The sequence below is a fragment of the Chelativorans alearensis genome (assembly GCF_010993735.1).
Classification (GTDB): Bacteria; Pseudomonadota; Alphaproteobacteria; order Rhizobiales; family Rhizobiaceae; genus Chelativorans; species Chelativorans alearense.
This window is the reverse complement of sequence record NZ_WQNI01000002.1, coordinates 413,573-440,349: the sequence shown is the minus strand read 5'-3', so window position 1 is coordinate 440,349 and position 26,777 is coordinate 413,573. Positions and strand designations below refer to the sequence as shown.

Annotated in this window: 25 protein-coding genes; 14 read left to right on the top strand and 11 right to left on the bottom strand. The window is 66.3% G+C overall.

The window, feature by feature from the left end; translation table 11 throughout:
• The first annotated feature begins 7 nt into the window (after nucleotides 1–7).
• Nucleotides 8–1,639 carry a GMC family oxidoreductase gene (locus GPJ75_RS04980; RefSeq protein ID WP_163265715.1) on the top strand — a complete coding sequence of 544 codons (1,632 nt, stop codon included), beginning with the start codon at nucleotides 8–10 and terminating at the stop codon, nucleotides 1,637–1,639.
• A 3-nt stretch (nucleotides 1,640–1,642) separates the two neighbouring features.
• Here the strand turns inward: GPJ75_RS04980 and GPJ75_RS04975 are convergent, their stop codons facing one another.
• On the bottom strand, nucleotides 1,643–2,269 hold the full coding sequence (locus tag GPJ75_RS04975) for a queuosine precursor transporter (RefSeq protein WP_163265713.1): 627 nt from the start codon (nucleotides 2,267–2,269) through the stop codon (nucleotides 1,643–1,645).
• A gap of 61 nt (nucleotides 2,270–2,330) precedes the next feature.
• Nucleotides 2,331–2,627, bottom strand: coding sequence for a 50S ribosomal protein L28 (gene rpmB / locus GPJ75_RS04970; RefSeq protein WP_163265711.1), 297 nt, complete (start codon nucleotides 2,625–2,627; stop codon nucleotides 2,331–2,333).
• 888 nt (nucleotides 2,628–3,515) lie between these two features.
• On the opposite strand from rpmB, the gene GPJ75_RS04965 reads away from it, so the two are divergent.
• Together GPJ75_RS04965 and yddG are read left to right on the top strand one after the other, a co-directional pair.
• Nucleotides 3,516–4,280 carry a DUF3108 domain-containing protein gene (locus tag GPJ75_RS04965; protein ID WP_163265709.1) on the top strand — a complete coding sequence of 255 codons (765 nt, stop codon included), beginning with the start codon at nucleotides 3,516–3,518 and terminating at the stop codon, nucleotides 4,278–4,280.
• Nucleotides 4,281–4,302: 22 nt separating this feature from the next.
• A complete protein-coding gene (gene yddG, locus GPJ75_RS04960; protein WP_163265707.1) occupies nucleotides 4,303–5,196 on the top strand; it encodes an aromatic amino acid exporter YddG in 894 nt (297 codons plus the stop codon).
• 324 nt (nucleotides 5,197–5,520) lie between these two features.
• On the opposite strand, the gene GPJ75_RS04955 is transcribed toward yddG, so the two are convergent.
• The 3 genes from GPJ75_RS04955 to GPJ75_RS04945 are packed head-to-tail and all read right to left on the bottom strand — an operon-like array spanning nucleotide 5,521 to nucleotide 9,901.
• The gene (locus GPJ75_RS04955) at nucleotides 5,521–7,242 is read right to left on the bottom strand and encodes an FG-GAP repeat domain-containing protein (RefSeq protein ID WP_343036166.1); all 1,722 of its coding nucleotides are present in this window, start codon (nucleotides 7,240–7,242) and stop codon (nucleotides 5,521–5,523) included.
• Complete coding sequence (locus GPJ75_RS04950; RefSeq protein ID WP_163265705.1) at nucleotides 7,242–8,657, bottom strand: cytochrome c family protein; 1,416 nt, start codon at nucleotides 8,655–8,657, stop codon at nucleotides 7,242–7,244. The genes GPJ75_RS04955 and GPJ75_RS04950 overlap by 1 nt, the downstream gene beginning before the upstream one ends.
• Nucleotides 8,654–9,901 carry an ROK family transcriptional regulator gene (locus tag GPJ75_RS04945; protein ID WP_163265703.1) on the bottom strand — a complete coding sequence of 416 codons (1,248 nt, stop codon included), beginning with the start codon at nucleotides 9,899–9,901 and terminating at the stop codon, nucleotides 8,654–8,656. The genes GPJ75_RS04950 and GPJ75_RS04945 overlap by 4 nt, the downstream gene beginning before the upstream one ends.
• A gap of 171 nt (nucleotides 9,902–10,072) precedes the next feature.
• Between GPJ75_RS04945 and xylF the strand changes: the two genes are divergently transcribed.
• The 3 genes from xylF (at nucleotide 10,073) to GPJ75_RS04930 (ending at nucleotide 13,332) form a co-directional block, all read left to right on the top strand.
• Complete coding sequence (xylF, locus tag GPJ75_RS04940; RefSeq protein WP_163265701.1) at nucleotides 10,073–11,116, top strand: D-xylose ABC transporter substrate-binding protein; 1,044 nt, start codon at nucleotides 10,073–10,075, stop codon at nucleotides 11,114–11,116.
• Nucleotides 11,117–11,218: 102 nt separating this feature from the next.
• Nucleotides 11,219–12,535: a sugar ABC transporter permease gene (locus GPJ75_RS04935; RefSeq protein WP_163265699.1), complete on the top strand. Its 1,317-nt coding sequence runs from the start codon at nucleotides 11,219–11,221 to the stop codon at nucleotides 12,533–12,535.
• A gap of 11 nt (nucleotides 12,536–12,546) precedes the next feature.
• Nucleotides 12,547–13,332 (top strand): ATP-binding cassette domain-containing protein, encoded by a 786-nt coding sequence (locus tag GPJ75_RS04930; RefSeq protein WP_163265697.1) that lies wholly within the window; start codon nucleotides 12,547–12,549, stop codon nucleotides 13,330–13,332.
• A 10-nt stretch (nucleotides 13,333–13,342) separates the two neighbouring features.
• Here the strand turns inward: GPJ75_RS04930 and GPJ75_RS04925 are convergent, their stop codons facing one another.
• The gene (locus GPJ75_RS04925; RefSeq protein ID WP_163265695.1) at nucleotides 13,343–14,137 is read right to left on the bottom strand and encodes a response regulator; all 795 of its coding nucleotides are present in this window, start codon (nucleotides 14,135–14,137) and stop codon (nucleotides 13,343–13,345) included.
• 198 nt (nucleotides 14,138–14,335) lie between these two features.
• On the opposite strand from GPJ75_RS04925, the gene GPJ75_RS04920 reads away from it, so the two are divergent.
• The 6 genes from GPJ75_RS04920 (at nucleotide 14,336) to GPJ75_RS04895 (ending at nucleotide 18,369) form a co-directional block, all read left to right on the top strand.
• Nucleotides 14,336–14,542, top strand: coding sequence for a NepR family anti-sigma factor (locus GPJ75_RS04920; RefSeq protein ID WP_163265693.1), 207 nt, complete (start codon nucleotides 14,336–14,338; stop codon nucleotides 14,540–14,542).
• 2 nt (nucleotides 14,543–14,544) lie between these two features.
• The gene (locus GPJ75_RS04915) at nucleotides 14,545–15,084 is read left to right on the top strand and encodes a sigma-70 family RNA polymerase sigma factor (RefSeq protein WP_163265691.1); all 540 of its coding nucleotides are present in this window, start codon (nucleotides 14,545–14,547) and stop codon (nucleotides 15,082–15,084) included.
• Between the two features lie 179 nt (nucleotides 15,085–15,263).
• Nucleotides 15,264–16,295: a PRC-barrel domain-containing protein gene (locus GPJ75_RS04910; RefSeq protein ID WP_163265689.1), complete on the top strand. Its 1,032-nt coding sequence runs from the start codon at nucleotides 15,264–15,266 to the stop codon at nucleotides 16,293–16,295.
• A gap of 205 nt (nucleotides 16,296–16,500) precedes the next feature.
• Nucleotides 16,501–17,433 (top strand): VOC family protein, encoded by a 933-nt coding sequence (locus GPJ75_RS04905; protein WP_163265687.1) that lies wholly within the window; start codon nucleotides 16,501–16,503, stop codon nucleotides 17,431–17,433.
• Nucleotides 17,434–17,437: 4 nt separating this feature from the next.
• Nucleotides 17,438–18,076, top strand: coding sequence for an alpha/beta hydrolase (locus GPJ75_RS04900; RefSeq protein ID WP_163265685.1), 639 nt, complete (start codon nucleotides 17,438–17,440; stop codon nucleotides 18,074–18,076).
• Entirely contained in the window at nucleotides 18,073–18,369 is a 297-nt protein-coding gene (locus GPJ75_RS04895; protein WP_159586119.1) for a GNAT family N-acetyltransferase, read from the top strand. Before GPJ75_RS04900 ends, GPJ75_RS04895 begins: the two co-directional genes overlap by 4 nt.
• A 12-nt stretch (nucleotides 18,370–18,381) precedes the next feature.
• Here GPJ75_RS04895 and GPJ75_RS04890 read toward each other — a convergent pair whose 3' ends face one another.
• From GPJ75_RS04890 to ectA, 5 genes are all read right to left on the bottom strand, one after another.
• Nucleotides 18,382–19,872 carry an aspartate kinase gene (locus GPJ75_RS04890; protein ID WP_163265683.1) on the bottom strand — a complete coding sequence of 497 codons (1,491 nt, stop codon included), beginning with the start codon at nucleotides 19,870–19,872 and terminating at the stop codon, nucleotides 18,382–18,384.
• A gap of 120 nt (nucleotides 19,873–19,992) precedes the next feature.
• Nucleotides 19,993–20,925 (bottom strand): ectoine hydroxylase, encoded by a 933-nt coding sequence (thpD, locus tag GPJ75_RS04885; protein WP_163265681.1) that lies wholly within the window; start codon nucleotides 20,923–20,925, stop codon nucleotides 19,993–19,995.
• Nucleotides 20,926–20,969: 44 nt separating this feature from the next.
• The gene (locus GPJ75_RS04880; RefSeq protein ID WP_163265679.1) at nucleotides 20,970–21,368 is read right to left on the bottom strand and encodes an ectoine synthase; all 399 of its coding nucleotides are present in this window, start codon (nucleotides 21,366–21,368) and stop codon (nucleotides 20,970–20,972) included.
• Nucleotides 21,369–21,374: 6 nt separating this feature from the next.
• Nucleotides 21,375–22,664, bottom strand: a complete 1,290-nt coding sequence (gene ectB / locus GPJ75_RS04875) for a diaminobutyrate--2-oxoglutarate transaminase (protein WP_163265677.1) — start codon at nucleotides 22,662–22,664, stop codon at nucleotides 21,375–21,377.
• Nucleotides 22,665–22,711: 47 nt separating this feature from the next.
• A complete protein-coding gene (ectA, locus tag GPJ75_RS04870; RefSeq protein ID WP_163265675.1) occupies nucleotides 22,712–23,257 on the bottom strand; it encodes a diaminobutyrate acetyltransferase in 546 nt (181 codons plus the stop codon).
• 190 nt (nucleotides 23,258–23,447) lie between these two features.
• Here ectA and GPJ75_RS04865 point away from each other — a divergent pair, with 190 nt between their 5' ends.
• Both GPJ75_RS04865 and GPJ75_RS04860 read left to right on the top strand, forming a co-directional pair.
• Nucleotides 23,448–23,924, top strand: a complete 477-nt coding sequence (locus GPJ75_RS04865) for a MarR family winged helix-turn-helix transcriptional regulator (RefSeq protein ID WP_163265673.1) — start codon at nucleotides 23,448–23,450, stop codon at nucleotides 23,922–23,924.
• 177 nt (nucleotides 23,925–24,101) lie between these two features.
• Nucleotides 24,102–26,624 carry a TIGR02302 family protein gene (locus GPJ75_RS04860; protein WP_246248902.1) on the top strand — a complete coding sequence of 841 codons (2,523 nt, stop codon included), beginning with the start codon at nucleotides 24,102–24,104 and terminating at the stop codon, nucleotides 26,622–26,624.
• Nucleotides 26,625–26,777 lie beyond the last annotated feature (153 nt).

Sequence of the window (26,777 nt, the reverse complement as noted above, 5' to 3'; positions counted from 1 at the left end):
GGAAGGAATGACGGACTTCATCATCGTCGGCGCCGGCTCCGCAGGTTGCGTGCTTGCCAGCAGGCTGAGCGAGGATCCGGCGAACTCCGTCCTCCTGATCGAGGCGGGCGGGCGCGACTGGCATCCGCTGATCCACATGCCGGCGGGTTTCGCCAGGATGACCAAGGGCATCGCCAGCTGGGGCTGGTCGACCGTGCCGCAAAAGCATCTGGGCGATCGCGTGCTGCGCTATACGCAGGCCAAGGTGGTCGGCGGCGGCTCGTCCATCAACGCGCAGATCTACACCCGCGGCAACCCGGCCGACTACGACGCCTGGGTCAGCGAGGAAGGCTGCGCCGGGTGGAGCTATCGCGAGGTGCTACCCTATTTCAAGCGGGCCGAGGCCAACGAGCGCTTCGCCAACGACTATCACGGAGGGGACGGCCCGCTGGGTGTCTCCAATCCCATCGCGCCGCTGCCCATCTGCGAGGCCTATTTCCGCGCCGCGCAGGAACTCGGCATCCCCTTCAACCCGGACTTCAACGGCGCGCGCCAGGAAGGTGTCGGCTACTACCAGCTCACCCAGCGCGGGGCCCGCCGCTCCTCCGCCGCCGTCGCCTATCTCAAGCCCGCCCGCGACCGGCCGAACCTGGCGGTGAAAACCGCCGCCATGGTGACGCGTATCGTCGTCGAGAATGGCCGCGCGGTGGGGGTCGAGCTGGTCGAAAGGCCGGGCGCGGCGCCGGTCGTCCTGAGGGCGGAGCGCGAGGTGATCGTCTCGGCCGGCGCCATCGGCTCACCGAAGCTTCTGATGCAGTCGGGCATCGGCCCCGCCGACCACTTGAAATCCGTCGGCATTCTGCCGCTCCACGACCTGACGGGCGTCGGCGCCAACCTGCAGGATCACCTCGACCTCTTCGTCATCGCCGAATGCACCGGCGACCACACCTACGACAACTATGCCAAGCTGCACCGGACGGTCTGGGCCGGCCTGCAGTATATCCTGCTCAAGAAGGGCCCTGCCGCGTCCAGCCTCTTCGAGACCGGCGGCTTCTGGTACGCCGACCCGACCGCCGCCCATCCGGACATCCAGTTCCACCTCGGGCTTGGCTCGGGCATCGAGGCGGGCGTGGAGAAGCTGAAGAACCCCGGCGTCACGCTCAACTCCGCTTTCCTGCGCCCCCGCTCGCGCGGCACGGTGCGCCTGAAGAGCGCCGACCCCGCCGATAGCCCGCTGATCGACCCCAACTACTGGAGCGACCCCCACGACCGGGAGATGGCGTTCCGCGGGTTACGGCTGGCGCGCCAGATCATGCGGCAGAAGGCGCTGCGGCGCTTCGTTGCCCGCGAGGTGCTGCCCTGCCCCGGCGCCGACAGCGACGAAGCGCTCTTCGACTACGCCTGCCGCACGGCAAAGACCGATCATCACCCCGTCGGCACCTGCCGCATGGGCACGGGCGAGACCGCCGTCGTGACGCCGGAGTTGAAGGTGCGCGGGGTGGAGGGCCTGCGCGTGTGCGATGCCTCGGTCATGCCGCGCATCCCCTCTTCCAACACCAATGCCTCGGCCATCATGGTGGGCGAGAAAGGGGCCGACCTCATCCTCGAGCACGAGCCGGCGCCTCCGGCCGTCTTCAAGGACAATCTGGAGAGGGCGTAGTTTTTACCGCACCGCCTCTGCCGGCCTGAGCACGGTGATCAGGGCGCCGTAGGGGATGAGCATGGCTAGACCCACCAGAAGCTTCACCCCGAGATCGCCCAGCGCCAGCGACACCCACAGCGGCACATCCATGCCGGAACCGAAGAGCGGAACCGGGAAGGCGAGCGAACCGTCTTCCAAGCCTAATCCCGTGTCGAGGAAGGAGAAGGCAGCGGCGAAGGCCAGCGAGAAGAACAGCACGGTGTCGAGCGCAGAGCCGATCAGCGTCGAGATCAGCGGCGCCTGCCACCAGGCGCTTTTCCGCAGCCGGTCGAAGATGGCGACGTCCAGAAGCTGCGCGAGGAGGAAGGCCGAGCCCGAGGCGAGCGCGATGCGCGGGCTGGCGAGCAGCACCGAGAGCGCCATCGCCAGCACGAAACCCACCATCACCACGCGGCGCGCGGCGTCCGGCCCGAAGCGGCGGTTGGTCAGGTCGTTGATGAGGAAGGCGATCGGATAGGTGAACGCACCCCAGGTGAGGAGTTCGCCGAGGCCGAGATAGGAAAAGGGGAACTGAACGAGGAAGTTCGAGGCGGCGACGACGATCGCCATGGCGGCCACGAAGGGCCAGACTGCAAGGATGCGCGTCATTTTTTTATCCTGGGTGATGGAACCAGTGGGCGGGAAACGCTCCCGCCCCGGATCGGGTGGCTCAGGCTTCCGCCTGCTCTGCCAGCTTCTTGGCGACCTGCTTCTTCAAGAGGCGCGCCCGCTGGGAAAGCTCGTTCGACTTCGCCTTCATGAGGAAGGCATCGAGCCCGCCGCGATGCTCGACCGTGCGCAGCGCATTGGCCGAAACGCGCAGCCGGTAGTTCTGGCCGAGCGCCTCCGACATCAGCGTGACGTCGCACAGGTTCGGCAGGAAGCGGCGGCGGCTCCGGTTGTTGGCGTGGCTTACATTGTTGCCGCTCAACACGGCCTTACCGGTCAGTTCACATGCGCGGGACATTTTTCTACCTTTATCTTTCGGGCCATGACCCCTTGCCGCACCCGAAAGGACGGCGCGCGGAAAGTTTCAGGCGGCCTCGTGGAAAGTCGCCGTCCCCATAAAGACATTTGCCTTGCCGGTCAAGCTCGGGGTCTCGGGGACGCGCGGCATCGTTGCCACGCCCGGTTTTCACCGTCTGGCCATTTCAAAGAACCCACCCTTCGGGAAGGGTGGTGGGAAGACGGGCGGCCAAGGTGTCGCCAGTCTAAATTTTTTCAGCGACCTCTCGGCCGCCCGTCCGGCGTTCTTAAGTCTCCGCCCGTTCCGCTTCCACGAAGCCGGATCCGGAAGGCTTTGAGCCTTCCACGACAGGGCGCTCCGCGCCCCCGTCTCCCCGGCTCCCTTTTAAAGTGCACCGTCCGGCACGCGCCGCCCGTAGTGGCGGCAGGGGAACCCTTGGGCGGAGCCTCCCCGGGCCGGCCGCCACGTTAGCGGCCCGCCGGAGGCGCCGGCCCCTCCCCGCGAGACCGCCGTCGCGATCCACGTTCCCGCGGGAGGAACGGGCACAGGATAAGGGCGGCGTGGGCAGCGGGGGTAAAATGCGCGGTTGGGCGGCGCAAAAAAATGATAAGCGATTGTTTTGGAACGAATGTTTTTTTGAAGGGGCGGAAATTTATCCCCGCGCAGGCGAGGCATTGCCGGCTGAGGTGAAGGGCGCCCGCCGCCCTTCCAACCCTGAGTGGTGGCGCTGCGACCCGTCCACCGAAGCCTGAAGGGCGTGGGAGTGGGGCATTGTCGAGGCGATCTCGCGGCCCTTGTCGCTGCTCCTTCCACATATCCGCCCCATTTGCCGCTTTTGCCTAAGGGAGAGGGGCTTGGCGGGGAGGCCGCCGGTGCGGAGATGAGGAAATGGCCAGGCTTCGCGCGCGCACACTCGTTGCCGCCATCATGCTTGCAAGCATCGCCAGCCCGCTTTCGGCGGCGCGAGAGTCCTACCGCGTGCAGTACAGCGTCTCGCTCTTTGGGCTGCCGATCGGCCGCGCCGTGCTGGAAAGCCGCTTCGAAGGCCGGGGGTTTGCCATCGCCGGCCGCTTTGCCAGCGCCGGCATCGCCCGCATCTTCGACCGCACGGACGGCACGGTGAGCGTGAACGGATGGATGGGCGAAAGCGCCAGCCAGCCGAAGGAATATACGCTCGACTACAAGAGCGGGAGGAAAACGAAGAAGACGGCCATCCGCTTCGCCAACGGGAGCGTGGCCGAGACGGAGAACCGGCCCGAGCGCAAGAAGCGCGGCAAGGACTGGGTGCCGGTGGCGCGCGAGCATCTGGCCGATGTCGCCGACCCGCTGTCGGCGCTGCTTCTGCCCGTATCGAACGCGGCCGAGGTCTGCCGGCGCACGGTCAAGGTCTATGACGGCGAGACGCGCGCCGACCTCGTATTGCAGCCGGCGGCGGAAGGCGAGACCTTCTCCCGCGCCGCTGTTACCTGCCGGGCGCGCTTCGTGCCCGTCGCCGGCTACCGCAAGGGCCACTCCTCCATCGCTTATCTGCGCGACAGGTCGCGGATTCTGGTGGGCTTCGAAGCGGTGGAGGGCCGCGACCTTTACTCTCCGGTCGAGGCGACCATTGCCACGAAGATCGGAACCGTGCACATCAGGGCGCGTCCCATGTGAGGGTGGTTGCGAAGGAGGGGAAATGGCGCGCGCCACCTTGATCGGCTTTTCGGCTGTTGCCATGTGGGCGCTGCTGGCGCTCTTCACCGCGGCCTCGGGCAAGGTGCCGCCCTTCCAGCTTTCGGCGCTGTCCTTCACCGTCGGCACGGCGATCGGTGGCCTCGCGCAGCTTCTGTCGCCCGCCTTCCGCCGGCGCGAGGCCGTTCCTCCGGTCGTCTGGCTCATCGGCATCGGCGGCCTCTTCGGCTATCACTTCCTCTACTTCACCGCGCTGCGCAACGCGCCGGCCGTGGAGGCGAGCCTGATCGCCTATCTGTGGCCGCTGCTCATCGTGCTTGGTTCGGCCCTGATGCCGGGGGAGCGGCTCGGCTGGCACCACGTGGCCGGGGCGCTTCTCGGCCTTCTCGGCACCTTCCTCATCGTCACCAAGGGAGGTGGCCTCACGCTCGACGGCCGCTATGCGCTCGGCTACGCGGCGGCCGGCGGCTGCGCGCTCTTCTGGTCCGGCTATTCGCTCCTGTCGCGCCGCTTCCAGGCCGTGCCGACCGGCATCGTCACCTGGTTCTGCGCCGCCACGGCGATCCTCTCCGCCCTTTGCCACCTGGCCCTGGAAGAGACGGTGTGGCCGGCGGGCGCCGGCGAATGGCTCGCCGTTCTGGGCCTCGGCCTGCTTCCCGTGGGGGCGGCATTCTATGCCTGGGACTATGGCGTCAAGCACGGTAACATCCAGGTGCTGGGGGCCGCGAGCTATGCAGCGCCGCTCCTGTCGACGCTGATCCTCATCGCCGCCGGCAGGGCGGAGCCGACGATCAACATCCTCGCCGCGTGCCTGCTGATCACCGGCGGGGCGGCGTTGGCGGCCAAGAACATGCTGCGGCGGCGCAAGCCGGCAGTTCCGGGTGATGCGGCGGCTTGAGGTTGGGGTGGTGTCCTGCGCATACGCGGGATCGAGAGTTGGGAGATGCCTTTGGCCAACCTAGTATTACAGTGCACTTGAAGAGCGCGGGAAAGTGCATGCGGTCTGGCTGGCGTTATACCCCCACCCTCAATCCCTCCCCTCAAGGGGGAGGGGGACGTCAGCGTCGCGCGATTGGCTTCAATGTTGGTGCCAGGCGCCAAAGCCTCCCTCACCCTTGAGGGGAGGGATTGAGGGTGGGGGTCCGGCGAAGCCGAACTAAAGACTCCATCCACATGAAGGGGCGAAGGCATCTCCCTTTGGCCAACCTAGAAACAGACCCCTCTACTCCGCCGGATACCAGTAGCGCGCCTCCGCCGCACCGCGTTCGATGCGCACGAAGTTGTTGGCGAAGACGCGGTAGGGCGGGCTCCACTCGCCGTCCGGCCATTTGACGCGGATCTCGGCGCGCTCGGCGGTGCCGACGCCGGCATGCACGAAGCCTGAATGGCCGGAAGCATGGCCGCCGCCCACCTGCACCGTGCGGTTGGCGGTGCGCGTGCCGTATTTGACGGCGATCAGCGCGCCGACGGCATTTGCGTTGGGGCCCTTCTGGGCGAGTTCGACGGCGACGAAATTGCCCATGGGCGTGGGCCCGGCTTCGGCCCTTTGCTTTGCCGCAGTTCCGGGCGGAAAACCGGTTCCCGCTTTTCCTGGAATTGCCCTGGCGCCGAGATTGCGGAAGAGCGAGACGTTTTCTTCCCGATTGACGACCAGGAGGTCCAGCATGCCGTCCATGTTGAAATCGTCGACGATGGCGCCGCGCCCCTTGGTCGGCAACCCGATGCCCGCTTCGGCGCCGGCCTCCGCGAAGCGGCCGTCCCACTGGCCGAGAAGCAGATTGTCGGGATCGACCGCCGCGAAATCCGGCATCTGCTCGACATTGCCCTTGGCGATGAAGAGATCGAGCAGGCCGTCGTTGTTGAAGTCAGCGAACTCGGCGTGCCAGCCGGTGGAGGGCTTCAGGTCCTCGCCGATATAGGGGCGATGCGCCGTGGCGCCGCGGTCGTAGGCGATGTCGGTGTAGATGGGGCGGTCTTCCTCGGCCTCCTCGTCCAGCATCTGCAGCTTGGTGTCACCCATGGAAGTGAGCGCGTATTCGGGATAGCCGTCGCTGTTAAGGTCGCCTTCGGCGATGCCCATGCCCCAGATCGTGAGGTGGCGCCAGCCTTCCGAGCGGCTGAAGAGGCGGGGCGCGCGGCCGGTTTCGATGTGCCAGAGCTGCTCCTCGCCGCCGCGGTAATAGTGCCGGTCGTTGGTGATCCTCAAATCGGGCGTGCCGGAGCGGTTCCAGTCGGTAAAGAGCATGGAGAGGGCGCAGTAGCCGGGGCTGAGCGGGCGTCTTTCGGCATAGCGCGGCCCGCCCTCGCCCGCCTCCGGGCGGTAGAGGGCGTTGTCGTGGCAGGTGCCCCAGGGCGAGCCGGGGGCGGAACGGTCGACATAATTGCCGAAGGCCAGCGTCGGGAAGGCGTTGCCCTCCTCCCAGCTCGCGGAGAAGGCGGTGGTCCAGGCGTTGCCGCCGTCAAAGGCGAAAAGCGCGTTCGCTTGCCTGAAGGTGCAGTCCGGGCCGCCTTTCAGGAGCACGTTCTCGCCCAGCCTGAGGAGCGCGAGGTCGAGATGGCCGTCATTGTCGATGTCGAGCGGATAGGCGCCCAGCACCTTTTCAAGGGTGCGCTGGCTCAGCCCCGTGTCGCGCGCCGCAAAGCGCAGGGGACCGCCGGCCGTGGTTTCGTTGACGTAGAGCCTGGCGGGGTCCTTGCCGCCGGCGAGGAAGAGATCGGGCCGCCGGTCGCCGTTGCAATCGAAGGAGGCGGCGCCTCCGCCGACGAAATATTCCCACGGGCCGCGATAGGCGTGCTCGATGCCGGCGGCAAGGGCCTCCTCGTGCATGGCGGGGATGTCGTTGAGGGGGCCGGCGGCGGCGGGGGTGGCGATGAAAAGGGAAAGGGCGATGAGGAGGCAGCGCCCCTTCTCCATGCGGCCGTATCTATCCAAGAGCAAATCCATCACTGCCCAATCACCAGCGTCCGCAAAAATGCGATCAGCGCACCGCGCTCCTCTTCCGCCGCTTCCACATAGCGGTCGCGCGCCGCGCGGCCTTCGCCGCCATGGGCGCGGATCACTTCGTCGAGCGTCGGCAGGTCGTTGCGGTGGCCGTAGGGGCCGGTCGAGCCGGTGCCCCATAATTCGGCGGTCATGAAGACGTTGCGCTCCACGAAGCGCTGGGCGAGGAGCTCGTTGCCGAGGGCGGCGACCTCCTGATCGGCGATCGTGTGGCGCTTCAGGTCGCCGAAGAGCGGCACGAGCACCGCGCCCTCCCCGTTGCGCGGCAGGCCGCGTGCCCAGTCGAGGAGGGCGAGGTCGTAGACGGCCGGCTCGGCAAGCTCGCTCCCGCGCAGCGTGCCGGCCATGTCGAGCGGGCCGGGGTCGGCGAAGGAGAGCGATTGGAGCGGCAGGGAGCGGCGGTGGCACTCGGTGCAGCCGAGTGTGTCGAAGACGGCGCTGCCCTTTCTGGCGGCCGCCTGCCATGCGGGGTCCTCGGGCGCACGCTCGAGCGGCGGCTCAAGGCCGGCCTGCCAAGCGACGAGGGCCGAGACGTCGCCCGCGCTCACCTCGTCCTCCACGCCGTCGCCGTCGTGGTCGGGTTCGCCGGTCCAGCGCAGGCCGAAGCGCTCGCTCGCCTGCATGCCGTGGTGATGGTTGAGGGCGTTGACGGTGAACTGGCGCAGCGAGGTCATCACGCCTTTCTGGCTGAAGGGGCGGATGACGAGGTCGTGATCGACGCCTTCAACGGCGGAAAGGTCCAGCATGCCGTCTGGCGCGGCGACGATGGCGCCGAAATCGACGCCTTTGCTCGCAAGCCTTGCCGTGACGGCGCTGCCCGCGCCGCGCGCCTTCACCAGCGCCTCGCGGCGGATGCGCTGCAGATCCGCCGTCATCTCACGCGCCAAGAGCTCGATCAGGCCGGCGCCGAAGAGATGGTTGGTGCCCCGCTCGTTGGAGAATTGCGGGTCGAGGCTGTCGAAATCGGCGCTTTCGAAGCCTTCCGAGACGAAGACGTTGGTGACGAAATCGCCGGCACCGCCGGTGGCCGGCAGGTTGTGGCAGCCAGCGCAGGCGTTGGCGTCGAGGCCGGCGGAGCGGAAGAAGGCGTTTTCGGGCGGACGCTTGCGCTTGGTCGGAACGATGGCCTGGGTGGCAAACGGCCTGCCGACGCCGTCGGCGGGGGTGAAGTGGCCGACGAAGAGTTCTTCACCGCGCTTGCGCAGAGCCTCGAGCGCCGCCTTGTCGAGCGTGCCGGACAAGGCGTCCTGGTCCACGTGCCGCGATATCACGCCCTCGTGCCACGGCTCCGCGGCCGCGCTTGCGGCGGCGATCAGGACTGCCGCGGCGAGAGCCGGGACACGGCCGACCCGCTTCATGCCACGACCCTCCCGTCTTCGGGCTTTCTGCCGCCCGCGCCGGGGCGGAGGCCGGGGCCGAAAACTTCCCAGTCGAGGCCGGTCAGCGCCGTCATGGCGCAGCCTTGCTGAATGAAGGGCACCTCGTCGGGCCATGTCTCGAACGAAACGTCCTCGGCGTGCTGGCCGCCGGCCGTCTGGGCGAGCGCGGCACGGATCTCCGGCTCCAGGATGTCGAAGGCCGCCGTGCCCTGGCCGACCATGGCGACGGGCGCGGGGTCGATCAGAGCGAAGAGGCTGCCGATGCCGATGCCGATCGCCTCGGCCGCCTCGCGGAATGCCTGGCGTGCCGGGCCGTCCCCCCGGCGCGCCATTGCCGCCAGCGCCTCCATCTCGCCGGCCTTGATGTCGGCGATCGGCTTTTCCATGGCGCTCTTGCCGTGCGCCTTGCGCCAGATGGCGTAGTTGCCCGCATAGGCCTCGATGCAGCCCCGGCGCCCGCAACGGCATAGGGCACCATCGGGCCTGTGGATCATGTGGCCGAATTCGCCGGCGGATGAATGGGTGCCGGTGAACAATTGCCCGTTCAGCATCAGGCCCATGCCGATGCCTTGCGACAGGAGGAGGGCGATGAAATTGTCGCGGTAGCGTTCCGGATTGCGCCAGCGCAGCGCGGCGGCGATCATGTTGCAATCGTTCTGCACCGTCACCGGGACGCCGAACGCCGCCTCCAGCTCCGGGCCGAAGGCGATGTCGCTGTGCGGGGTGATCGGCGACCACAGCATCTGACGGCCGGCGGCGTCGGTGATGCCCTGCACGGCGAAGGCGATGCGCAGGAAGCCTTCGCGGCCGCAGGCGATCTCGCGCACGGCGGAGACCGCTGCGTCCAGAAGCGCCTGCCGACTGAGCGTCAGCGTCGACAGGCGGTGCGCTTTGGTATCGATCACGCGGCCGCAATAGTCGACCAGCACCGCCGACAGGCTGTTGAAGGACAGGTGGAGACAGACGACGGTGGCGGCCTCGGGGTCGAGCCCCAGCGCCACCTGCGGGCGACCGCGCCGGGCGGGCGCCGCCTCGCCCTGCCCGATCTCGCGCATGATGCCTTCCTCGATGAGGTCGGAGGCGATGGCCGAGATGGTGGAATGGCTAAGCCCCGTCAGACGGGCGATCTCCGTGCGCGACGGCTGGTCGGCCCGCCGCACGGCGGCGATCACCAGCGCGCGATTGCGCTTGCGCATCTCGTCATGGCGGATTCCGGTCGTCAATCCGCATCCTCCCTTGGCCGCACCGGCATTTCCTCCCGCGCCGGCAGACTGAAATGCCATATTGACACGGGTGAAAACGTGAGTCATTCTTTTTTTCGAAGCTCGAAAAAATGGGGCTTTGTTACAGGCAATAGAATTGTCGTGCCCTTTCCGGGCACCTGGGAGGAAATCATGAAGAATATGACGACCGCCGTCCTGGCGGGCCTCGCATTTTCGTTGTCGCTGTCGACGGCCGCGCTGGCCGAAGGCAAGGTGATAGGCGTTTCCTGGTCCAACTTCCAGGAAGAGCGCTGGAAAACCGACGAGGCCGCCATGAAGGCGCAGATCGAGGCGGATGGCAACAGCTACATCTCCGCCGACGCGCAGTCCTCGGCCGCCAAGCAGCTCACCGACGTGGAATCGCTCATCTCCCAGGGTGCGAACGCGCTCATCATCCTGGCGCAGGACTCCTCGGCCATCGGCCCGGCAGTGGAAAATGCCGTCAACGAGGGCATTCCGGTGGTCGGCTATGACCGGCTCATCGAGAACGCCGACGCCTTCTACCTGACCTTCGACAACAAGGAAGTGGGCCGCATGCAGGCGCGTGCGGTGTTCGAGGCGCAGCCGGAAGGCAACTATGCCTTCATCAAGGGCTCCTCGGCCGATCCGAACGCGGATTTCCTGTTCGAGGGGCAGATGGAGGTGCTCAAGGAAGCGATCGATTCCGGCGCGATCAAGAATGTCGGCGAGGCCTATACGGACGGCTGGCTGCCCGCCAACGCGCAGCGCAACATGGAGCAGATCCTGACCGCCAACAACAATGAGGTGGACGCGGTCGTGGCATCCAACGACGGCACGGCGGGCGGTGTCGTCGCTGCGCTCGAGGCGCAGGGCCTTGCCGGTGCCGTGCCGGTCTCCGGCCAGGACGGCGACCATGCCGCGCTCAACCGCGTCGCGCTGGGCACGCAGACCGTCTCGGTGTGGAAGGACGCGCGCGACCTCGGCACGGAAGCGGCCAAGATCGCCAACCAGCTTGCCGAGGGCACGGCGATGGAAGATGTCGAGAACGCGGTGAAGTGGTCCGACGGCCCGAACGGCGTAGAGATGAATGCCGTCTTCCTGGCGCCGGTGCCGATCACGCGGGACAACCTCAACGTCGTCATCGACGCCGGCTGGGTGACGAAGGATGTCGTCTGCCAGGGCGTCCAGCCCGGCACGGCCGACGTCTGCGGCTAACGCGCCACGTAGAAAATCGAGACGCCGCGGTCCGTACCGGACTGCGGCGTTTTCATAATCAGCCCCGCGCGGTGTATGGTGGGGCCGTGAGGGAGGATCGGAATGGCGGATGCAACGTCCCACGCGTCGACGTCGCAGGGCGCCTCGGCGACGCCAGACGGCGTAGTGGCGCGGTTTCTCAAGGCGACTGAACTCGACACGCGCATGCTTGGCATGCTGGGAGCGCTGCTGATCGTCTGGCTCGGCTTTCACCTGCTTTCCGGCGGCCTTTTCCTCACGCCGCGCAATCTGTGGAACCTTTCGGTCCAATCCGCCTCGGTCGCCACCATGGCCACCGGCATGGTGCTCGTCATCGTGACGCGCAACATCGACCTTTCGGTTGGCTCGCTTCTCGGCTTCGTCGGCATGATCATGGCCGTCACCCAGGTGTCGTTCCTGCCGGACTTCCTGGATTTCGGCCATCCGGCCATCTGGATCATCGCGCTCGGTGTGGGCATCCTGGTGGGCGCACTCATCGGCGCACTGCACGGCTATATCATCGCCTTTCTCGGCGTCCCGGCTTTCATCGTCACGCTGGGCGGGCTGCTTGTGTGGCGCGGCGCGGCGTGGTGGGTCACCAGCGGCCGCACCATCGCCCCCATGGACACCACCTTCCGCCTCATGGGCGGTGGGCCCGGCGGTTCGATCGGTGCCACCTGGAGCTGGATCATCGGCATCGTTGCCTGTGCGGCGCTCGTTCTCATGCTGATCCAGGGGCGCAGGCAAAGGCGCAAGTTCAAGTTTCCCCTGCGTCCGCTGTGGGCGGAGGGCTTTCTGGGCACCGTCGGCTGCGCACTCATCCTCGGCGCCGTCGCGGTGGCCAATGCCTACCCGCTGCCCTCGGCCATCGCGCGGCGCTATGCCGAGGCGAACAATATTCCCGTTCCCGAAGGCGGGCTGTTCATCGCGCACGGCATCGCCATTCCGGTGCTGATCGCCATCGGCGTCGGCATCGTCATGACGTTCCTGGCCACACGCACGCGCTTCGGCCGCTATGTCTTCGCCATCGGCGGCAACCCAGAGGCGGCCGAGCTTGCCGGCATCAACACCCGCTGGGTGGTGATGAAGATCTTCATCCTCATGGGCGTGCTTGCATCGATCGCCGCAGCCATATCGACGGCGCGGCTCAACGCGGCGACCAACGCGCAGGGAACGCTCGACGAGCTCCTGGTGATCGCCGCCGCCGTCATCGGTGGCACGTCGCTCGGTGGAGGCGTGGGCACTGTCGCCGGCGCCATGATCGGCGCGGTGCTGATGCAATCGCTCGCCACCGGCATGATCCTGCTCGGCGTCGACACGCCGCTGCAGAACATCGTTGTCGGCGCGGTTCTGGTCGTCGCCGTCTGGCTCGACACGATCTACCGCAAGCGCACGCAGTAAGGGAGGGCGCGATGGCAGACAACACACCGCTCGTCGAGATGAAGAACATCTCCATTGCCTTCGGCGGCATCCATGCCGTCGAGGACGTCTCGGTCGACCTTCACGCGGGCGAGGTGGTCGCGCTCGTCGGGCACAACGGCGCCGGCAAATCGACGCTCATCAAGATCCTGTCGGGCGCCTACAAGCGCGATGCGGGCACGATCCACGTCAACGGCGAGGAAGCGCACATCGCCAACCCGCGCGACGCCAAGAAATACGGCATCGAGACCATCTATCAGACGCTGGCGCTGGCCGACAATGTGGACGCCGCCGCCAACCTATTCCTCGGGCGCGAGTTGAGGACCTCCTGGGGGACGCTCGACGACGTGGCGATGGAATCGGAAACGCGCAAGGTGATGGGCCGGCTCAACCCGCGCTTTCAGCGCTTCAAGGAGCCGGTGAGCCGGCTTTCGGGCGGACAGCGGCAGTCGGTGGCGATCGCCCGCGCCATCTACTTCGACGCACGCATCCTCATCATGGACGAGCCGACGGCGGCACTTGGGCCGCAGGAGACGGCGCAGGTCTCCGATCTCGTACGTCAGCTCAAGCAGGAAGGCATCGGCATCTTCCTCATCAGCCACGACATCCACGACGTCTTCGACCTCGCGGACCGGGTGGTGGTGATGAAGAACGGACAAGTGGTCGGCACGGCACGCCCCGGCGACGTGACCGAGGACGACGTGCTGGGCATGATCATCCTCGGCAAATGCCCGCCCGGTGCCGTGCCGGGACCCGGTGCGCTGCAGGTAGCCGCGTGAGGCCGCCCGGTTACGCGGCCGCCTTTGCCTGCTGACCGAAGAACAGTGCCTGGCTGATAAGCGCCTTCACCATGTCGGGATTGAAGGGCTTGGTGACGAGAAAGGCCGGCTCCGGCCGCTCCCCGGTCAGAAGCCGCTCGGGGAAAGCGGTGATGAAGATGACGGGAATCGGGTTGGCCTCCAGAATTTCGTTGACCGCGTCGATGCCCGAGCTGCCGTCGGCGAGCTGAATGTCGGCCAGCACCATGCCTGGCCTCGTCTTTCGGAAGAGTTCGACCGCTTCGCGGTGGGTGCGCGCCGTGCCGACGGCGCGGTGGCCGAGGCTTTCGACCAACTCCTCGATATCCATGGCGATCAGCGGCTCGTCTTCGATGATCAGGATATCGGTCGCCACCTGACGCGAAATCTCGTCGCTTGCCTCCTTCAGAAGTGCGTTCAGGCGCCCCACCTCCACATCCAGGATCTCCGCGGCCTCCTCCGTGCCAAACCCCTCGACCGCCACCAGCAGGAAAGCCTGTCGCGGCCGTGGCGAGAGGGCGGACAAATTTGTGATGGCGCGCTCTTCCCACGCGGAAGTGGGCCGCGCCTCGGGCATCTGGATCTTGAGGGTTCCGAAAAGCCTGGCGAAAAGCTTGAACAGCGCAATGCGATCGTTCGAGGCCTTGGGAAAGATCGACGTGTCGGCGATCAACGCCTCCAAGGTCGCCGCGACCAACGCATCGCCGCTGGTCTGCGACCCGGAGACGGCACGGGAGAACCTCCGCAGATAGGGCAAATGCGGGGCAATTTTCGCTGACAAACTCATGCTGAATTCGTCTCCCTCGATGAATGGAAGCTAAATTCTGAACGACTGGCCTCAACGCCGGTGCCATTAAAAAGTTCCCGCCGCGGTGGAACAAATTCGTCTCCATGACGTTCCCGTCCGAATTTGCGTAACCGCAGGCAACATGCATGATCGGAAAGACAGTACGGAACCGGGGTGCCAAACGGGCGTTGAATGGGCATGAAGTATCAGAAGACTGAAATGAAACGAGATTCCGGGGAACGACGCTCTGGTTCCGACCCTCTGGGGCCCAACTCGGAGATAGGCCGCAAGCTCCGGCAGTATTATGCCGACTTGATTTCGGAGGAGGTTCCAGACCGCTTCAGCCAGTTGTTAAGCGAACTCGATGGGAAGGAACAGCCTCAGTCAGCGGTGAAAGAGGATTGAGCATGTCCCCATCACCGAGTTTCCGCAACGGCTTGTTGGCGGCGGTGCCGGTGTTACGGGCCTTCGCGGTCTCGCTTGCGAAGAACGCCGATCGGGCGGACGACCTTGTCCAGGAAACGCTGGTCAAGGCATGGGACAAGCAGGACAGCTTCCAGGCCGGCACGAACTTGAAGGCCTGGCTGTTCACCATCCTGCGCAACGAGTTCTACTCGCAAATGCGCAAGCGCAAGCGTGAGGTGGAGGACACGGACGGGACGATGACGGCACAGCTTTCCGTGCATCCGAGCCAGGAGGGCTCGACCGACCTGACCGATTTCCGCAAGGCGCTGGAACTGCTGCCGGAAGACCAGCGCGAGGCGATCATCCTCGTCGGCGCTTCCGGCTTCTCCTACGAGGAAGCCGCGGAGATCTGCGGCTGCGCGGTGGGCACGATCAAAAGCCGCGTCAGCCGTGCACGGGCCCGGCTTCAGGAGATCCTCGGGATCGAGGGGGAAAGCGATTTCGGTCCCAGTTCCACGACCAACGTGACGAACGTCGCCTGAAAGATCGTTTGAGAATTTCGCGGCGGCGGGCAATCGGGGAGCAGACCGCTGCAACGATGGTCGGCGGTCGCGGAACTGTTTCGAGCGCATGGACGTTTAAACGAGGAGTGGCCGCGCATCAGGTCGGTCGACTCCGCGGCCATGTACAGAAAACAGAAAACTGCACATGGAGATTTATCATGATCCGCAAACTTTTGGCGACCACCGCGATCGCTACGCTGGTTGCAACCGGCGCGGTCGCTCAGACAACGGCACCCACCGCCGATCCGACCACGACGGATCAGCAGCCGGTGGATATGACGATCCGCGCGGAAGGCAATCTGGCATCCAACATCATCGGTGAGGCCGTCTACAACGGCACCGGCGAGGACGCCGAGAATATCGGTTCCGTCCGCGACCTCGTGATCGACAAGGAGGGCAACGTCGAAGCCATCGTTGTCGGCGTCGGCGGCTTTCTCGGCATCGGCCAGAAGGAAGTCGCGCTCGAATACGACCTCGCCCAGTGGTCGGAGCAGCAGGACGGTGAGCGTTGGCTCGTGGTCGAGACGACGGCAGACGCGCTGAGGGCGCAGCCCGAATTCGACAGGTCGGCCTATCGCCCGATGCCGGCCGATGCGGACGTCGCCGAGACCAAGCCCGCCACGGCAGAAGACCTGGCCGCGGCGCCGGCACCGGACGAGGGTGCCGAGGGCGCAATGGGTACGGGCGATACCACGGCCGAGGCCCCCGCCCCGCCTGACGACCAAGCCGGCGAAGGCGAGACCACCATGGCCGAGGACCGCCAGGACCGTCCCGCCGAGGACACTGCAGCGATGACGGAGGAACGTCAGGCGGACAAGACCGACCCGACCCGCACCGGCGCCATCGATCGCAGCCAGCTGCAGGAGGCTGAGCCCGGACAGCTCAGCGCGGAGAACCTGACCGGCACCACGGTCTTCGGCGCCAACGAGGAGAACGTCGGCGAGATCGGCGATGTCGTCCTGACGCCGGAAGGCGAGGTGGATGCGGTGATCGTCGATGTCGGCGGGTTCCTCGAGATCGGTGAGAAGAAGGTTGCCATCGGCATGGACAACCTGGCCTTCATGACCGACGAGGGCGGCGATCTTTATCTCTACACCGAGTTCACCCAGCAGGAACTCGAGGCGCAGCCGGAATACGACGAAGCGACGTATGCTGAGCGGCGCGACGAGATGCGCATGCAGATGCAGTAAGGCTAGAGGTCGCGCCTGCGGCCGCAAGACGAGGCCCCGCGCCGCCTGCCGGCGCGGGGCCTTTATTATCTCTTGGCGCGAGCGGCGGAAAGGTCGACACTGTCGCCGGCAGGGAGACAGTCCTTATCCGGACAGACGCCTTCCGCGCCGGGCCGCGCCGCGCCATATGGGCCGTGCGGACCCATCCAACCGAAGGAGCGGCATCATGCTCGACACCATCGAAGGCATTCATCACATCACCTCCATGGCGAAGGACGCCGCGGGGACCGACAACTTCGCCACCAGGGTGCTCGGGCTGCGCCGCGTCAAGAAGACGGTGAATTTCGACGCGCCGGATGTCTACCACCTCTACTATGCCAACGGCATCGGCCAGCCGGGCACGGTGCTGACATATTTTCCCTTCCCCAACATCGTTCGCGGCACGCGCGGGGCGGGCGAGGTCGGCACCACCGTTTTTTCGGTTCCCGAAGGCAGCCTCGACTTCTGGGAGAAGCATCTCAACGCCAAAGCGGTGAGCGGGCTGCGGCGCGCCTCACGCTTCGATGAAGAGCGTCTTTATTTCGACGGTGCGGACGGCGACGGCTTCGCGCTGGTGGAAGTGGCAGAGGATGCCCGCCAGCCCTGGACCGGCGCCGGCGTTCCCGCCGAACACGCGATCCGCGGCTTCCACTCCGCATCGCTGACGCTTAACGACAGCGGAGGGACAAGCGCACTTCTGGAGCTGATGGGCTTCAAGAATGCCATGGAGGAAGGAAACCTGCGCCGCATGGTGCGCGCCGGCGGGAACGGCGCCGATATCATCGATCTGGAGACGGACCGGATGGCGGGGGCGGCGCGCCAGGGGGCGGGCTCCGTACATCACATCGCCTTCGCGGTACCCGACAGCACCGCGCAACTGGCGGTGCGCGAGGCGCTGGTGAAGGAGCGGTTCAGCGTTACGCCGGTGATCGACCGCGACTATTTCCTCTCCATCTACTTCCGGGCGCCGGGCGGCGTGCTGTTCGAGATCGCCACCGACGATCCGGGCTTTGCGCGCGACGAGGACGTGGAGCATCTGGGCGAGGCGCTGAAGCTGCCGCGCCAGCATGCCCATCTCAGGCCCCTTCTGGAAAGCCAACTGCCGCGTATCGGAGAGTAGAGCGATGTCCGCCGACGCCTACCAGCATTACAGCGCACCCACTGGGCCGGGCCGGCCGCTGCTCTTCCTCTTTCACGGCACGGGCGGCAATGAGCGCCAGCTTCTGTCGATGGCCGAAACGGTGTTGCCGGGCGCCGGCATCGTCGCCCCGCGCGGCGACGTCGACGAAGAAGGCGCGGCGCGCTTCTTCCGGCGCACGGGCGAGGGTGTCTATGATATGGACGACCTTGCGCGTGCGACGGGGAAGATGGCGGGTTTCGTGCGCGCCCATGTGGCGGCGCAGGAGCCGAGCGCCGTCCTCGGCCTCGGCTACTCCAACGGTGCCAACATCCTTGCCTCGGTCATCTTCGCCGATCCGGCGTTGTTCGATGCCGCGGTGCTGATGCATCCGCTTATCCCCTTCCAGCCGCGCATCGGCGCTGAAACGTTCAAGACCCGGCTGCTGCTGACGGCAGGCCGCAGGGACCCTATCTGCCCCCCGACGCTCACCGAGCGGCTGATGGCGCATCTGGGCGCCGCCGGCGCCGAGAGCGAGATCGTGTGGCACGAGGGTGGGCACGAGGTGCGGCCGGAGGAGCCGGCGGCCGCCAGGCGCTTCCTCGCTCCCTACGCGGGCGAAGCCGTGCGGGAGGCCGGCGAATGACATTCGATCCGTCGCGTATCCATCTTGAGGATCTGGGTGGAAAGGGCCGCTATGTCTATGCCGCCGACGGGGAGAAGGCGGAGATGACCTTCACCAGGATTGGCACGAGCCAGATCATCATTGATCATACGGAGGTTCCGACGCCCTTTCGGGGGCAAGGCGTCGGCGAAGGGCTGGTGGCGCATGCGGTGGAGGCGGCGCGCAAGGACGGTGTGAAGATCAGGCCGCTCTGCCCCTTCGCAGCGGCCCAGTTCCGCCGGCATCCCGAGTGGCAGGACGTTTTGGCGCGGTAAGCCGGAGAAACGTCAGGCCGCCTTTGCCAGGCGCGGGCTCTCGCCGGCCTCGACGAAGGCCCGGTGCAGCGTCTTCACCGCTTCCTCCCGGCTTTCGCTCGCCACCACGAACTGCACGTCGACGCCGCGGCCCGTCTCCTGTGCCGAGATTGGCTCGATGCCGGCCTCACAGAGCGCCGTCAGCCCCTTGAGCATGACGTTGAGGCCCTTCAGGTCGCGCCCGATGACCGACACCATGCCGGCACGGCGGGTGGTGACGCGGGCGGAGGGATAGCGCTCCGTCAGGTCCCGCTCGACACGGCGAACGGTCTTCAGCGGCGCCTGGATGTGGTGGACGATCGAGTTTGCGTTGGACACCTTCGAGACGATGCGCACCCGGTGGCGAGTCAGCACGTCGAGGATGGCCGCGTCGTAGCCCTTCACGCCCACCATATCCTGCTCGAACAGCTCCAGCGTGGTGACTGGCAGTCCCGTGACCATCTCCACGCCGGGCCTGTCCGCAGACTCGGCGTCGATCAGCGTGCCGGGGTCGTGCGGCTCGAAGGCGTTGGCGACGCGCAAGGGAACGCCCGCCTGGCGCAGCTTCTTCGCCGCCTTCGGGTGGATCGCCTCCATGCCCATGTTCGAGAGCTGGTCGGCAACGTCGTAGTTGGTGCGGCCGATCTTGCGCACGTTCTGCGCCCCGACCAGGCGCGGATCGGCGCTGGAGAGGTGGAACTCCTTGTGGATGATCGCCTCGCGGGCACCGGTGAGCGCTGCGATGGTGGCGAAGGTGACCTCGGAATAGCCGCGGTCGAACTCGCGCATCAGGCCCTCGCGGCACTGGGCATAGCCGGTGACGATGGGCAATTCGCGCGCAAGATCCACCTCTGCGAAGGCCGCTTCGATGCGCTCGTCGAGGCTTGGCTGGGCCTCCTCGCGCCATCCCGTCAGGTCAATAAGGCACGCATTGACGCCGTGGCGGCGCAAAAGCAGGGTCAGGTTGCTGGCCGAATGCGCCTCGCCCAGGGCCGACAGCATTTCACGGATCGTCTGCATGTGCTCGACGAGCTGGAAATGCCCGTAGGAGCACAGGCGCTGCAGATCGATCAGGCAGCGGCGCGCACCGTCGATGCGCTCGCGCACGAAATCGTCGGCGGCCTTCCGGTCGTCGGCATGATCGAACATCCCCGCGTTGATGTCGTGCATGGCGCGGCTGACCTCGCCCAGCGCCTCCATCCATCCATGCTCGTTGTCGGCATGGGCAAACTGCGCGTAGACGCCGGCCTTGCCCGACTTCTTGTGTTCGAGCAGCTTGTCCGTGATGCCGCCGAAGGCGGAGACCACGAAGACGCGGTGATAGAGCGCCTCGCCCTTGCGCGCGCCGATCAGGATGGTGTCGAGCAACTCGCGCGCCCGGCTCATGGAGGTCCCGCCGATCTTCTCGACGGTATGGCTACGGGGCGCATTTGCCGGCACGCCGCGATCCGCCGCGGCGTGCTCCTCTTCCGCTAATTGTGTCATGGCTTGAGCCGTTTTCTCCCAGACCCGTTCATCGTTTCATGAAATCGATGAACTGATCTAACTCTTTGTTTTTTCTCAATTCCGGACGGAAAACCGGTCTCCGATTTTCCTGGAATTGCTCTAAACCAGCTTGCCGGAAGCGATCTCGATGGCCTTGGCCTCGCCGCGCTCGGCCAGGAAATCAGGCCGCGGCTTCTTGGCGCCGAAGGGCTCCTCTAGCTGGTTGGACATGGCGTTGAACACGAAGAAGGCGTTCGAACGGGAGAAGGGGGTTATGTTGCCGTTCGAGCCGTGCATCGTGTTGCAGTCGAACAGAACCAGCGTGCCCGCCTTGCCGGTGGCAGCATGGATGCCGTGCTCGGACGCCAGCTTGGTCAGCGCCTCGTGCGAGGGCACGCCCACCTCTTGCTTCTTCAGCGAGGCCTTGTGGTTGTCCTCCGGCGTTTCGCCGGCACAGGCGACGAAATGCTTGTGCGAGCCGGGCATCAGCATGAGCGGGCCGTTGAGCGCGTCGTTGTCCGTGAGGAGAAGCGACGCGGAGACGGCGCGCATGCGCGGCATGCCGTCCTCGGCGTGCCAGGTCTCGAAGTCGGAGTGCCAGTAGAACTCTTTGCCGGTGAAGCCCGGCTTGTAGTTGAGCCGCGACTGATGGACGTAGACCTCGTCGCCGAGCAGGAAGCTGGCGATGCCGGCGATGCGGCGGTCACGCGCCAGCCGGTTGAAGAGCGGGCTCTGCTCGGGCAGCTTGAAGACCGTGCGCACCTCGTCGGAACCCGGCTCCGTGATGATGCTGCCGTCCATCAATTCACGCTCGCCACCGCGCAGAGCGGCCGATTCGGCCATCAGCGCCTTCACCTCGTCTTCGGTGAAGAGGTCCTTGAGCACCAGGAAACCGTCGCGGTCGAACTGGTCGGCCTGCTGAGCCGTCAGGGGCGCGTCGGGGCGCCACTGGCTCCAGACAGTCTTGTCCTGCCGCGGCAGCCAGCGCTCTTCCGGCAGGCGGCTCGGGTAGGGATCCTGTCGTCGGTCGGCGGGATGAGTGATTGCAGACATCTTTTTCTCCTTCTTCTTTTGGTTTCTGCCGGCGTGGCTTCACCTCACGCCGACTCGGCCTCCAGTGCGTAGGAGCCATCGTCCTTGTGAACTTCGGTGCCCGTTACGGGCGGGTTGAAGACACAGGCCATGATCATGGGCTTGTCCGCGTCGGCGCGGAGAATGTGCTTGTCGTTCTTGTCGAGGGCGTAGACCACGCCCGGCTTTATCCGGTGGACCTTGCCGGTGGCGCAGTCCTCGATGGAGCCGGTGCCGTCGACGCAGTAGACGCTTTCGAGATGGTTCTTGTAGTGCATCTCAAGCTCGGCGCCGGCGTAGATGGTGGTGATGTGGAAAGAGAAACCCATGCCGTCGGACTTCAAGAGCAGCCGCACGCTGTCCCAGCCCTCCGAGAAGACATGGCGCTCTGTGTTCTTGGCCTCGTTCAGGTCACGCACGATCATCGACGTTCACTCCGCTGCAATTCTGGTGGACTGGGCAACTTCGCTCACGGCCTCTTCGAGGATGTCAAGGCCGCGGGCAAAGGTCTTCTCATCGATGGTCAGCGGCGCCAGGACCTTGACCACCTCGTCGTGGGCGCCCGAGGTCTCGATGACGAGGCCGTTCTCGAAGCAGCGGGCGCAGATCTCTTCCGCCAGCTTGCCGGAGCCGACGTCGATGCCGAGCATCATGCCGCGGCCTTTCAGACGGGCGGCGGGCAGGCGTTCGGCGATTTTCGCGAGCCGCGATTCCAGGTAGGCGGCGCGCTTCGTCACCGTCTCCTGAAAGCCGCCTTCCTCCCAGAACTTCTCCAGCGCCACGCGCGCGGTGACGAAGGCATGGTTGTTGCCGCGGAAGGTGCCGTTGTGCTCGGCCGGGCCGAACACATCGTAATCCGGCTTCACCAGCAGTGCGGCGAAAGGCAGGCCGAAACCCGACAGCGACTTCGCCATGGTGACGATATCCGGCTTCACCCCCATCTCCTCGAAGGAGAAGAAGGGGCCGGTGCGGCCGCAGCCCGCCTGGATGTCGTCGACGATGAAGAGCGCGCCGTGGGCGCGGGCGATCTCGGCGACGCGGCGCACCCACTCGCGGGAGGCGGCGTTCAGACCGCCCTCCCCCTGCACGGTTTCCAGGATGATCGCCGCCGGCGGCTCGATGCCGCTGGACGGCTCGGAGAGCATGCGGTTCAGGAAATCGGCGGTGTCGATGTCCTTGCCCATCGCGCCCTCGAACGGCATGCGCGTGACGCCCGTCAGCGGAACGCCGGCGCCGCCGCGGTGATAGCCGTTGCCGGTGGCGGCGAGCGCACCGAGCGTGACGCCGTGGAAGCCGTTGGTGAAGGCGACGACATTGGTGCGGCCCGTCACCTTACGGGCGAGCTTCAGCGCCGCCTCGACGGCGTTGGCGCCCGTCGGGCCCATGAACATCATGCGATGGTCCATGCCGCGCGGGGCCAGGATGATGCGCTCGAAGGCCTCGAGGAAAGCTGCCTTGGCGCTGGTGTGCATGTCGAGGCCGTGCGCCACGCCGTCGCCGGCGATATAGTCGAGGAGGGCGGCCTTCATGTCGGGGTCGTTATGCCCGTAGTTGAGCGACGAGCAGCCGGCGAGGAAGTCGATGTAGTCGCGGCCGTCGCTGCCGGTGAGTGTGGCGCCCCGCGCCTTCTCGAACACGACGGGGAAGCTGCGGCAATAGCTGCGCGCGGCGGACTCGCGCCGTTCAAAGATAGCTTTGTCGTCCGTTCGTACGGTCGTCATGATATTTCCTTCGGGTTGAATGTCTCGGAGGCGTTGCATCGCGCCCATCAGGCCGCGTTGCGCGCCTCCTCGGGCAGCGCGATCGTCACCATGTGCTCGGTGGCGTGCTCCCCGTCGAAATGGGCATCCTTGCGGAAATAGGGCTCGCTCTTCAGCTCCGTGCCCTGGCTGCGGGCGAAGGAATTAAAGAGGGCCCAGCTTGCCGCGTTGTCGGATGTGATGGTGGTCTTGAGGCCGCGTACGTCCGCACAGGCCGCGCGGGAAAGGAGAGCTTTGAGCATTCGCTTGGCAATACCCTCACCCTGAGCGCTTTCGTCTACGGCGACCTGCCAGATGAAGAGTAAAGACGGGTCGTCCGGCAGCAGATAGCCGGAAACCCAGCCGACGATGGCGCCGTCGGCCACGCGCTCGGCGACCATGCAGGTGTCGCTGAAATGGTCGCACTGGAGCAGGTTGCAGTAGAGGGAATTTTCGTCGAGGGGGTCGCAGGATCTGATGAGGCGCCAGACGGCGGTGCCATCCTCGGTGCGGGGGGTGCGAAAGGCGATCCGACCAGATCGTTTTCGAACAAGTTCGATGTTTCCGGTATGCATGGTCTCTTCTCCTGAGCGGGCCGGATATTACGATTGACGAATGATATTTCAACCGGTGACGGCACAATTTTTGGGCAGATGCCTACAAAAAGCGCGCTTTCTGTCTGATTTTGCGGCGAAAATTCATTCGCTAATCAAAGCATTTTTTTTCTGCTATCAAAGGGTTATCTCTCTCTGACGAAGCTACCCCATGGAAAACCGCACCCAGACCAGCCTCATCGCGCTCAGGCGCATCCTGCGGGCGACGGAGCTCAATGCCCGAACCCTGGCGCGCGCGACCGGGCTGACGACGCCGCAGCTCATCGTTCTGGAGATTGTCGCTGCCGCAGGGCGCATTACGCCGAAGGATATCGCCGCAAGAGCCGGCGTCGGCCAGGCGACGGCGACGGCGCTGGTCGACAAGCTGGAGGCGCGGGGGCTGGTGACGCGCACGCGCGGCGAGCAGGACCGACGCGTCGTCTGGGTGGCGCCGACGGAGGCTGGCCTGGAAATGCTCAAGGCAGCGCCGGACCCGCTGCAGCGCACGTTCTCCAAACAGTTCGAGGCGCTGCCCGACTGGGAGCAGGCGATGGTCGTGGCGGCGCTGGAAAAGGTGGGTGCCATGCTGAATGCCGGCACCATCGACGCCTCGCCGCTTCTTGACGTCGGCGCGGTCGACCGCAAGTAACAGTATTCGAGGACAAGGATGACGCGGTCGTGAAGACGCGTGCAGGCATCTTTTGCCCGTATCGCCTCGCCTTCGCCGCGTTTGATGTTATCCTAGGGAAGCAGGGCGTGCCGCATCGGGCCGCGCGCCCGGCAGTCTGGACGCATGATGGCCGAGCACCGCTTCATTGATCGCCCAATGTCCGGGCTTCTCGCCCGGCTTGCACGGACGCGCGCGGTGGTGCGCGGCGCGATCCTGGTCGAACGCCTGTGGCCGCTCGTCCTGCCTTTCGTGGTGGTGACGAGCCTGTTCCTGAGCCTTGCGTGGTTCGGCGTCTTCCGCTTCCTGCCGGATTGGGTACGGCTCGGCCTGCTGGCGCTGCTGGCGATTGCCGCGCTTGCCTCTCTGTTGCCGCTCAGGCTGTTTCGCATGCCTGTGGCGAGCCAGATCGACCGCCGCATAGAGCGGGCGAACCTGCTTGAGCATGCGCCGGTCTCCGTACAGTCCGACCGGCTGGCCGGCAGCGGCGATGGGGACGCCTTTGCCTCCGCGCTGTGGCGCGAGCACCAGAAGCGGATGGCCGAGCGGCTCTCGCGCCTGCACGGCGATCTGCCGCAAACGTCGGTTCCCGAGCGCGACCCTTGGGGATTGCGCGCTGTCGCCGCGCTGCTGTTCGTCACTGCACTTGCCTATTCGACGGGCCCCTATGGTGGGCGCATCGCCGACGCGTTCCAGCCGCCGGCGCGGACGGACGTCGCGCCGGCACGCGTCGATGCCTGGGTCACCCCGCCGCCCTATACGGGACGCGCACCCATTTACCTGACCGCCGACGCCAATCGCGAGCGGCGGGACTTCGCCGTGCCGCAGAACAGCATCGTGGCCGTGCGTGTGAGCGGCGGTTCGGGCGAAGAGGCGCTGTCCTTCATCGACGCGGGCGGCGCGGAGCGGGCGATCGAGCCAGAAGGAGGAGCGGACCCGGCGGGCGGGGCGCTGCGTTTTTCCAAGACGCTTAGCGGTGCAGGCACCGTCAGCCTTGCCGATGGTGGACGCGAGGTGGAGCGCTGGCAATTCTCGGTGGTGCCCGACACGCCGCCCGAGATCCGCTTCACAGAGGAGCCCAGGCGCGCGGTGAACGGGACGCTGGAGTTGGCCTACGAGATCGAGGACGACTACGGCGCCGTGGGTGCCGAGGCGCTGTTCGCACTGCCCGAGCCGAACCCCGATGCACAGCCGCTCTACGAGGCGCCGGAAATGCCGCTCTCCTTGCCGCGCCGCGGCAACCGGGATGGGGCGGCGGCCAAGACCTCGCGCGACCTGAGGGAGCACCCGTGGGCGGGGCTTCCGGTAGACCTGACGCTTTCGGCCAGGGACGCGGCCGAGCAGACGGGCGAGAGCGAGACCAGGACCTTCGTCCTGCCGCAACGGCCTTTCACCAACCCGCTGGCCCAGGCGCTGATCGAGCAGCGGCGCATTCTGGCGCTGAACAGGAAAGAGCAGCCCCGCGTCCTGGCGCTCATGGATGCCCTCATCATGTGGCCGGAGGAGACGTTCGACGAGCCCTCGCATTTCCTGCTGATTTCTGCCGCGCGCTCGCGCCTTGGAGCCGCCGACAGGGATGAGACGCTGCGTGCGGTGGTGGACGAACTTTGGGAGATCGCGCTGATCATCGAGGACGGCGACCTGACCGCCGCCGAGCGGCGCCTGCGCCAGGCCCAGGAGGCGCTCCGGCAGGCCCTCGAGGAGGGGGCGAGCGACGAGGAAATCGAGCGGCTGATGGACGAATTGCGCACGGCGATGCAGGAGTTCCTGCGCGAGTTCGCCGAGCGCGCCATGCAGAACCAGGATTTCGCCGAGAGCCAGGACGGCGAAACCATGCGGCAGAGCGACCTGGAGCGCATGCTCGACCAGATCGAGGAACTCGCCAAGTCGGGCGCCCGCGACCAGGCGCAGGACCTTCTCTCGCAGCTCGAGAACATGATGAACAACCTGCAGGCAGGCAGGTCGCAGCAGGGCCAGGGCGGCGGGCAGCAGTCCGAGATGCGCCAGCAGATGGACCGGCTGGGCGAGATCATGCGCCGCCAGCAGGAGATGATGAACGAGACCTTCCGCCTCGACCAGCAGCAGCGCGGCCAGCAAGGGCAACAAGGGCAACAGGGGCAACAGGGGCAACAGGGCCAGCAAGGTCAGGGGGGCCAGGGCCAGCAAGGTCAAGGCATGTCGCCTGAAGAGCTTGCCGAGGCGCTGCGAGGCCTGCAGGAGGGACAGGGCGGCCTGCGGGGCGACCTGCAAAGCCTGATGGAGGGGCTCGAAGGCCTGGGCATCCAGCCCGGCGAGGGTTTCGGCGAGGCCGGCGAGGCGATGGAGGGAGCCGAAGGCGCACTCGGCGAAGGTCAGGGCGAGCGTGCTGTCGGCGAACAGGGCCGCGCGCTGGAGGCGCTGCGGCGCGGCGCGCAGGATATGATGAACCAGATGCAGCAGGCCATGCGCGGCCAGCAGGGCGAAGGCCAGCAGGGCGGCCGCCAGGACAGGGCAGGAAGGGACCCGCTGGGCCGTCCGCGCGCGACGACCGGGCCGGACTTCGGCGATTCCGTCGACGTACCGGACGAGATCGACACGCAGCGCGCGCGCGAGATCCTCGAAGCCATCCGCCGCCGGCTGGGCGATGCGCTGAGCCCCGAGCTGGAGCGCGAATACCTGGAGCGGCTGCTCGATATGCAGTGAGGGCGCTTGGCGGCCGGCGTGCCGTGCATACCCCAACGGTTTTTTGGCACTCTCATACGATGAGTGCTAATTTTTCCCTTTCCGCCTCTTGAACGGGAACTTTTTTGCGACCAAATTTTCTTCGCGCGGTGCCGCAACGGGCCGCGTGCCGCG

What these genes read in the sequence shown, in the direction of transcription:
- GPJ75_RS04930 (WP_163265697.1), top strand. Translation starts at nt 12,547, where the DNA reads ATGGCAGACAACACACCGCTCGTCGAGATGAAGAACATCTCCATTGCC.
- GPJ75_RS04925 (WP_163265695.1), bottom strand. Translation starts at nt 14,137, where the DNA reads ATGAGTTTGTCAGCGAAAATTGCCCCGCATTTGCCCTATCTGCGGAGG.
- GPJ75_RS04895 (WP_159586119.1), top strand. Translation starts at nt 18,073, where the DNA reads ATGACATTCGATCCGTCGCGTATCCATCTTGAGGATCTGGGTGGAAAG.
- GPJ75_RS04955 (WP_343036166.1), bottom strand. Translation starts at nt 7,242, where the DNA reads ATGGATTTGCTCTTGGATAGATACGGCCGCATGGAGAAGGGGCGCTGC.
- rpmB (WP_163265711.1), bottom strand. Translation starts at nt 2,627, where the DNA reads ATGTCCCGCGCATGTGAACTGACCGGTAAGGCCGTGTTGAGCGGCAAC.
- GPJ75_RS04860 (WP_246248902.1), top strand. Translation starts at nt 24,102, where the DNA reads ATGTCCGGGCTTCTCGCCCGGCTTGCACGGACGCGCGCGGTGGTGCGC.
- GPJ75_RS04965 (WP_163265709.1), top strand. Translation starts at nt 3,516, where the DNA reads ATGGCCAGGCTTCGCGCGCGCACACTCGTTGCCGCCATCATGCTTGCA.
- GPJ75_RS04950 (WP_163265705.1), bottom strand. Translation starts at nt 8,657, where the DNA reads ATGAAGCGGGTCGGCCGTGTCCCGGCTCTCGCCGCGGCAGTCCTGATC.
- GPJ75_RS04980 (WP_163265715.1), top strand. Translation starts at nt 8, where the DNA reads ATGACGGACTTCATCATCGTCGGCGCCGGCTCCGCAGGTTGCGTGCTT.
- GPJ75_RS04890 (WP_163265683.1), bottom strand. Translation starts at nt 19,872, where the DNA reads ATGACACAATTAGCGGAAGAGGAGCACGCCGCGGCGGATCGCGGCGTG.
- GPJ75_RS04880 (WP_163265679.1), bottom strand. Translation starts at nt 21,368, where the DNA reads ATGATCGTGCGTGACCTGAACGAGGCCAAGAACACAGAGCGCCATGTC.
- ectB (WP_163265677.1), bottom strand. Translation starts at nt 22,664, where the DNA reads ATGACGACCGTACGAACGGACGACAAAGCTATCTTTGAACGGCGCGAG.
- GPJ75_RS04905 (WP_163265687.1), top strand. Translation starts at nt 16,501, where the DNA reads ATGCTCGACACCATCGAAGGCATTCATCACATCACCTCCATGGCGAAG.
- xylF (WP_163265701.1), top strand. Translation starts at nt 10,073, where the DNA reads ATGAAGAATATGACGACCGCCGTCCTGGCGGGCCTCGCATTTTCGTTG.
- ectA (WP_163265675.1), bottom strand. Translation starts at nt 23,257, where the DNA reads ATGCATACCGGAAACATCGAACTTGTTCGAAAACGATCTGGTCGGATC.
- GPJ75_RS04865 (WP_163265673.1), top strand. Translation starts at nt 23,448, where the DNA reads ATGGAAAACCGCACCCAGACCAGCCTCATCGCGCTCAGGCGCATCCTG.
- GPJ75_RS04920 (WP_163265693.1), top strand. Translation starts at nt 14,336, where the DNA reads ATGAAGTATCAGAAGACTGAAATGAAACGAGATTCCGGGGAACGACGC.
- GPJ75_RS04935 (WP_163265699.1), top strand. Translation starts at nt 11,219, where the DNA reads ATGGCGGATGCAACGTCCCACGCGTCGACGTCGCAGGGCGCCTCGGCG.
- GPJ75_RS04910 (WP_163265689.1), top strand. Translation starts at nt 15,264, where the DNA reads ATGATCCGCAAACTTTTGGCGACCACCGCGATCGCTACGCTGGTTGCA.
- thpD (WP_163265681.1), bottom strand. Translation starts at nt 20,925, where the DNA reads ATGTCTGCAATCACTCATCCCGCCGACCGACGACAGGATCCCTACCCG.
- GPJ75_RS04900 (WP_163265685.1), top strand. Translation starts at nt 17,438, where the DNA reads ATGTCCGCCGACGCCTACCAGCATTACAGCGCACCCACTGGGCCGGGC.
- yddG (WP_163265707.1), top strand. Translation starts at nt 4,303, where the DNA reads ATGGCGCGCGCCACCTTGATCGGCTTTTCGGCTGTTGCCATGTGGGCG.
- GPJ75_RS04915 (WP_163265691.1), top strand. Translation starts at nt 14,545, where the DNA reads ATGTCCCCATCACCGAGTTTCCGCAACGGCTTGTTGGCGGCGGTGCCG.
- GPJ75_RS04975 (WP_163265713.1), bottom strand. Translation starts at nt 2,269, where the DNA reads ATGACGCGCATCCTTGCAGTCTGGCCCTTCGTGGCCGCCATGGCGATC.